At 63.4% G+C, this 5389-nt stretch carries 4 protein-coding genes; all 4 read right to left on the reverse strand.

Translation table 11 applies throughout. The features are described from left to right. Positions 1-82: 82 nt before the first annotated feature. Entirely contained in the window at positions 83-2524 is a 2442-nt protein-coding gene (locus AC07SU_RS28850) for a penicillin acylase family protein (protein ID WP_494999013.1), read from the reverse strand. Positions 2525-2727: 203 nt separating this feature from the next. Next, positions 2728-3372, reverse strand: a complete 645-nt coding sequence (locus AC07SU_RS28855) for a glutathione S-transferase N-terminal domain-containing protein (protein ID WP_494999014.1) — start codon at positions 3370-3372, stop codon at positions 2728-2730. Positions 3373-3477: 105 nt separating this feature from the next. Continuing rightward, positions 3478-4263 carry an ABC transporter ATP-binding protein gene (locus AC07SU_RS28860; protein WP_176994722.1) on the reverse strand — a complete coding sequence of 262 codons (786 nt, stop codon included), beginning with the start codon at positions 4261-4263 and terminating at the stop codon, positions 3478-3480. Continuing rightward, entirely contained in the window at positions 4260-5318 is a 1059-nt protein-coding gene (locus AC07SU_RS28865) for a FecCD family ABC transporter permease (RefSeq protein ID WP_494999015.1), read from the reverse strand. The genes AC07SU_RS28860 and AC07SU_RS28865 overlap by 4 nt, the downstream gene beginning before the upstream one ends. Between the last annotated feature and the right edge of the window lie 71 nt (positions 5319-5389).

Here is a 5389-nt window from a genome sequence, read left to right on the forward strand (position 1 = left end):
GGCTTGCCGGCGATGGCGTCGGTGAGGGGCCCATCGCCGGCAAGCCGGCTCCTACAGGTTTGGTTGTGGCCGTGAGGCCGGATTACTTGCCGGGTGTGAGGGTCAACCGGGTTTTGCCGTAGGCCTTGTCGAAGTTCTGCGGCTGCATCGGGAAGCTCAGGTATTGCGCCTTCAGCGACGGGTCGATGCCATTGGCATAGTTCGGGCTGGCCGGGTTGCCGGACTGGCCGATGCCGCCCTGGCCCATCATCGGTTCGGCTTGGCCGAAGTCGACGATCATGCGCAGCGCCGGCACCTGGGTGGTGTTGAAGTTTTGGCCCCAGCTATACGGCGCCGGGTTCAAGGTGTTGTGGTCGCCACCACTGGCCAGCGGCCCACGGATCACCTGGCCGTTGATGTTTTTCCAGGTGGTGCTGTGCAGTTTGCCCCACTGCCAGGCCTTGTGATCGCCGCCCAGTTGGCTGTCGCCTGCGGTGATCGCTGCGGCCAGGCTGCGCGCCAATATCGCTGGCTTGTCTTCTTTTTGCGGCGTGCGCGTGTCATCCCAGAACGGGCTGTCTTCGCGGCCGAGCAAATGGTCGGCGGTGGCGGAGTAAGACAGGCCGGCATTGCTGACAAACGCCTTCCAGGTCGCGCTGTTTTCCGGGCCGAGCTTGTCGAGGAAGATCTGCTTGGCGCTTTCCTGCAGGAACAGCTCGTAGATCGCCGCGTCTGCGGAGGTGGACACCAGGCGGCCGTCGAAGGCCATCAGGCGGCCCAGGGCTTCGCGGGCCTTGGCTTGTTCGGCCGCTGGCAATGCGTCGATCGCCTGTTTCAGTGGTTGCGCCATGCCCGGTGCCTGGAACATGGTCTTGAGCTTGGCGGCGAACGTGGTGGTCTGGTCGTACTGCATGGCGATCATGCTGCGGCTGTCATGCTTGCCAGCGTTGGCCAGTTGCGCGAGGCGCTCGCTGCGCTCCGGCGCGTCCCACGAGTTGGACAGTTGCATGCCGTAGCCGCGCGGCGCCGTGCGCTGGTTGGCGGTACCGATCCAGCCCTGGGGCGGGTCCTGGTCATACGGGTGCAACATCGCGTCGGCGTAACCGTCCCAATCAAAGCGCGTATCCCAGCCCGGCGAGGGCAGCAAGCCTTCGCCTTCGCGGCGGTTGGGGAAGCGGCCGGTGACTTGCCAGCCGATGTTGCTGGCGTCTGCGAAGATCATGTTCAGGGCGATGGCGCGGATCTCCCGGGTCGCGTCCGAGGCCTTGCCGGCATTTTGCGCGCGGGACAGGTCGAAGAACGCATCCAGGCTCTTGTCGTCCTTGAAGTCGGCGGTTTGCAGGGCCAGGCCGAAACCGGTGGTCAGCGCCTGGCTGCTGTTAAGCAGGGCGCCATGGCGGGTTTCGTACACCACTTCGCGGATCGAACGTTGGCCTTTGATAAAGAAGGTCTCGTTACGCACACCGGCCGGCAGCCATTTGCCGTTGTTCTCGTAGTACAGCCCGTTGCCCTGGCGTTTGACCTTTTCGAGGAACAGGTCCTGGGTATCGCCCTTGACCGCGCTCATGCTCCACGCCACTTTGCCGTTGAAGCCGGACAACAGGGTTGGCAAGCCGGCAATCGAGGCGCCGACGGCCTGGTATTTCGGGGCACGGATCTGCACGTAGTTCCACGGCGATGGCGCTTGCGGCTGGGCCGCGAGGTCACCGGCCAGCAGGCTCTTGCCGCTGCGGCTGCGTTGCGGGCCGACGGCCCAGTTGTTCGACGTGGTCACGGCCAGCGCGTTGAGGCTGTTGAGCTGCTGGCCAACCGCTTCCAGTCCGGCCAACCCGGTGATCTGGCCGAGGTTCACGCCCTTGAGCTTGTCGGCTTCAGCCTGCGGGATTTGTTCATCCGGCGCGCTCGGGGTGAGCCAGGCGAGCTTGTCGGCCCCGACTTTCTGCGCCAGTACCAGGGACGACAGCTCCTCCTGCAGGTTGCTCGACTCGCTGAAATTCAGCAGGCAGAACAGCAGCGCCGAATCTTCCGGCTTCCAGTACTCGGGCTTGTAGCCGGTCTGGGCCAGGTCTGGCGGCAGCTTGTCGCGGTAGCGGAACAGGTAGGCGTTGACGCCACGCGCATACACTTCGAAGAAGCGCTTGAGGCGCGGGCTGGAGGCGTTGTACAGCTCGCCGGCGCTTTTTTTCAGGTTGACGGCGCGCATGAAACGGTCGACGTCCAGCACTTCCGGCCCGGACATTTCCGCCAGGCGGCCCTGGGCCAGCAGGCGCAGGGTGACCATCTGGGTGATGCGGTCGCTGGCGTGCACATAACCGAGGCTGAACAGTGCGTCGTGGAAGGTGTTGCTTTCGATCAGCGGCATGCCCTGGGCATTGCGGCGTACCGATACGTTCTGCGCAAGACCCTTGATCGGCTGTACGCCGGCGGCAGGGAGCAGGGTGTCCTGGGTGCTCTGGAGCTGGCAACCGGCCAGGCTTAATGCACTGGCCACTGCCGCGGCAACGCCGAACCGGGGAAGAAAATGTGAGAGGGCTGGCGAGGCCATGGCAAAGCTCCTGCGGGGGTAGCGTCAGTAAAGGCGCTACGTTAGTGAGCGCGGCGAAACGACGCAAGCGGGAGGCGATGCTTATTTTGCGGATTACACACCTGTAGGAGCCAGCTTGCCGGCGATGAGGCCGTCAGCCACAGCAGGGATGGCGGCAGGTCTAACGCCATCGCCGGCAAGCCGGCTCCTACAGAGTGGTGGGGTCAGGCTTTGGGTGGGTTGACCTTCTGCACCAGTTCATAGGCCCGAACCGTCGCCGGCCGCTCCTTGATGCTGTTGAACCAGCGGTGCAGATGGGGGAAGTCTTCCAACCGCTGGCTCTGCCACTTGTGGGAAACGATCCAGGGGTAGATCGCCATGTCGGCAATGCTGTAGTCCTCGCCCGCCACGAAGGGACGATCCGCCAGGCGGCGGTCGAGCACGCCATACAGGCGGGCGGTTTCGTCTACGTAGCGTTTGATGGCGTAAGGAATTTTCTCAGGCGCGAACTGGCTGAAATGGTGATTTTGCCCGGCCATTGGCCCCAATCCGCCCATTTGCCAGAACAGCCATTGCAGGGTTTCCTGGCGACCGCGCAGGTCTTTGGGAATGAACTGGCCGGTTTTTTCCGCGAGGTACAGCAGGATGGCGCCGGACTCGAACAGCGAAATCGGCGCGCCTCCGTCGATCGGGTGTTGATCGACGATGGCCGGGATACGGTTGTTGGGAGCGATCTTCAGGAAATCGGGTTTGAACTGGTCGCCCTGGCCGATGTTGATCGGGTGCACCTTATAGGGCAGGCCGGCTTCTTCCAGGAACAGCGATACTTTGTGACCGTTGGGGGTAGTCCAGTAATACAGGTCGATCATGAAGCTCTCCAAAGGTGGTGATGCTTGAGCGAATGCCTGTAGGTATAGGTAATGTTCCACCGACGAAAATTCAATGAAACATTTGTGCATACCCTTAGAAGCGAATCACACAGCACCGTCCACCAGCACCTGCAACGACTGCTGCGAACAGCGCTCGATGCGCACCTGCACGCGGTACACCTCGGCAAACATCAGCGGGTCGAGCACCGCATCCGCCGTGCCGCTGGCGTACAAGCGCCCTTGGCGCAGCACCGCAATACGGTCGGCAAAACGCGCGGCGAGGTTGATGTCGTGCAGCACCACCACGGCGATCAAGTTGTGCTCACGCACCAGTGAACGCACGCACTCCATCACCTTCAATTGGTAGTTGAGGTCCAGGGCGCTGGTGGGTTCGTCGAGCAACATCACCTGGGGGCGACGCGCGATCAGTTGGGCGAGGCTGACCAATTGGCGCTGGCCACCGGACAACGTGCTTAACAATTGATCGGCCAAATGCGTGATACCGATGCGCTGCAACGCCTCAAAGGCTTCGCGCAGGCAGGCGGCATTGGACAAGGGAACGCCGTCGGTATTGGCCACGCGCAAGGCGGCAATCACGCTTTCCATCACGCTCAGGCTCAGGCCGGGCGGCAAGTTCTGCGGCATGTAGGTGACGCGCCGTGCGCGCTCGGCCACCGACATGGCTGACAGGTCAAGGTCGCCCAATCGTACAACGCCCTGCATTTTTTCCAGCCCGGCCACGGCGCGCAGCAAGGTGGATTTGCCGGCGCCGTTGGGCCCGATCAAGGCGGTCAGGCTGCCGTGGGGCAGGGTGGGCAGGTTCAGGTCGTGCACGATCTGCCGGCGCCCGTAACTCACATTGGCGTTGTGTACCGATAACCCTGCACTCATAACTGCCTCCCACGCTTGAACACCAGCACCACGAAAATCGGCACGCCCACCAAGGCCGTGACAATGCCCACCGGCACGATCACCCCGGGCATGATCAGCTTGCTGGCGATGGACGACAGCGACAGCAGCAACGCGCCGGTCAGGGCGCTGGCCGGAAGGAGGAAGCGTTGGTCTTCGCCCACCAGGATCCGCGCGATATGCGGACCCACCAGGCCGATAAAACCGATGGTGCCTACGAACGCCACGGCGGTCGCCGACAGCAGGCTGATACGCAGCAGCGAGAAAAACCGCAGGCGCTTTACGTCGACCCCAAAGCTTTGTGCGCGGTCTTCGCCCATGCGCAGCAGCGTGAGGCGCGGTGCGGCAGTGAAGGAAAACGGCATGACCACGGCAACCACCAAGGCCAGAATGCCGAGCTTGTCCCAGTTGGCCCGGGTCACGCTGCCCAGGGTCCAGAACACCAGCTGTTGCAGCACATCTTCGGTGGCGACCAGCTGCAGCAGGGCCACCACCGCGTTGCAACTGAACACCAGAGCGATACCAAACAGCACGAGGCTTTCAACCCCGGCACCGCGCAGGCGCGACATGGCTTGCAGCAAAAACACCGAGGCGGCAGCGAAGATAAACGCCGAGATAGAGATGGCGGTATTGGCCGAGACCCACACGGTGGTCACCGGAAACACAATCACCAGAGACGCGCCCAACGCCGCTGCCGAGGACACGCCCAGGGTAAAGGGGCTGGCCAACGGGTTATTCAAGATGGCCTGCATCTCGGCCCCGGCCAGCGACAACGCGCAACCGACCAGCACCGCCATCAAGGCGTAGGGCAGGCGCACGTTCCAGATGATCACCTGGTCGGTGGCGCTCAGGTGGGAGGGGTGCAAAATGCCGTCGAGCAGCGCCAGCAGGCCCATGCCCGACGGGCCGCTGGCCAGGTCCACGAGGATGGCGCAGACCAGCGCGGCGCCCAGTAGCGCCAGCAGCCAGGCACGCCGCGCCAGCAGGCGGCGGTAGCCCTGGGTGGCGCTGGCGAGGTCGAGGGTTTGAGTGGTCATGATGTTCACAGCGCTCAGAGACAACACAAAACCCTGTAGGAGCCCGGCTTGCCGGCGATGGCGCCTGAAAG

Source organism: Pseudomonas sp. GW821-FHT05H12, from assembly GCF_059419385.1.

Excerpts from the sequence above, each read along its gene's own strand:
- AC07SU_RS28850 (WP_494999013.1), bottom strand. The coding sequence starts at position 2,524 with ATGGCCTCGCCAGCCCTCTCACATTTTCTTCCCCGGTTCGGCGTTGCC.
- AC07SU_RS28855 (WP_494999014.1), bottom strand. The coding sequence starts at position 3,372 with ATGATCGACCTGTATTACTGGACTACCCCCAACGGTCACAAAGTATCG.
- AC07SU_RS28860 (WP_176994722.1), bottom strand. The coding sequence starts at position 4,263 with ATGAGTGCAGGGTTATCGGTACACAACGCCAATGTGAGTTACGGGCGC.
- AC07SU_RS28865 (WP_494999015.1), bottom strand. The coding sequence starts at position 5,318 with ATGACCACTCAAACCCTCGACCTCGCCAGCGCCACCCAGGGCTACCGC.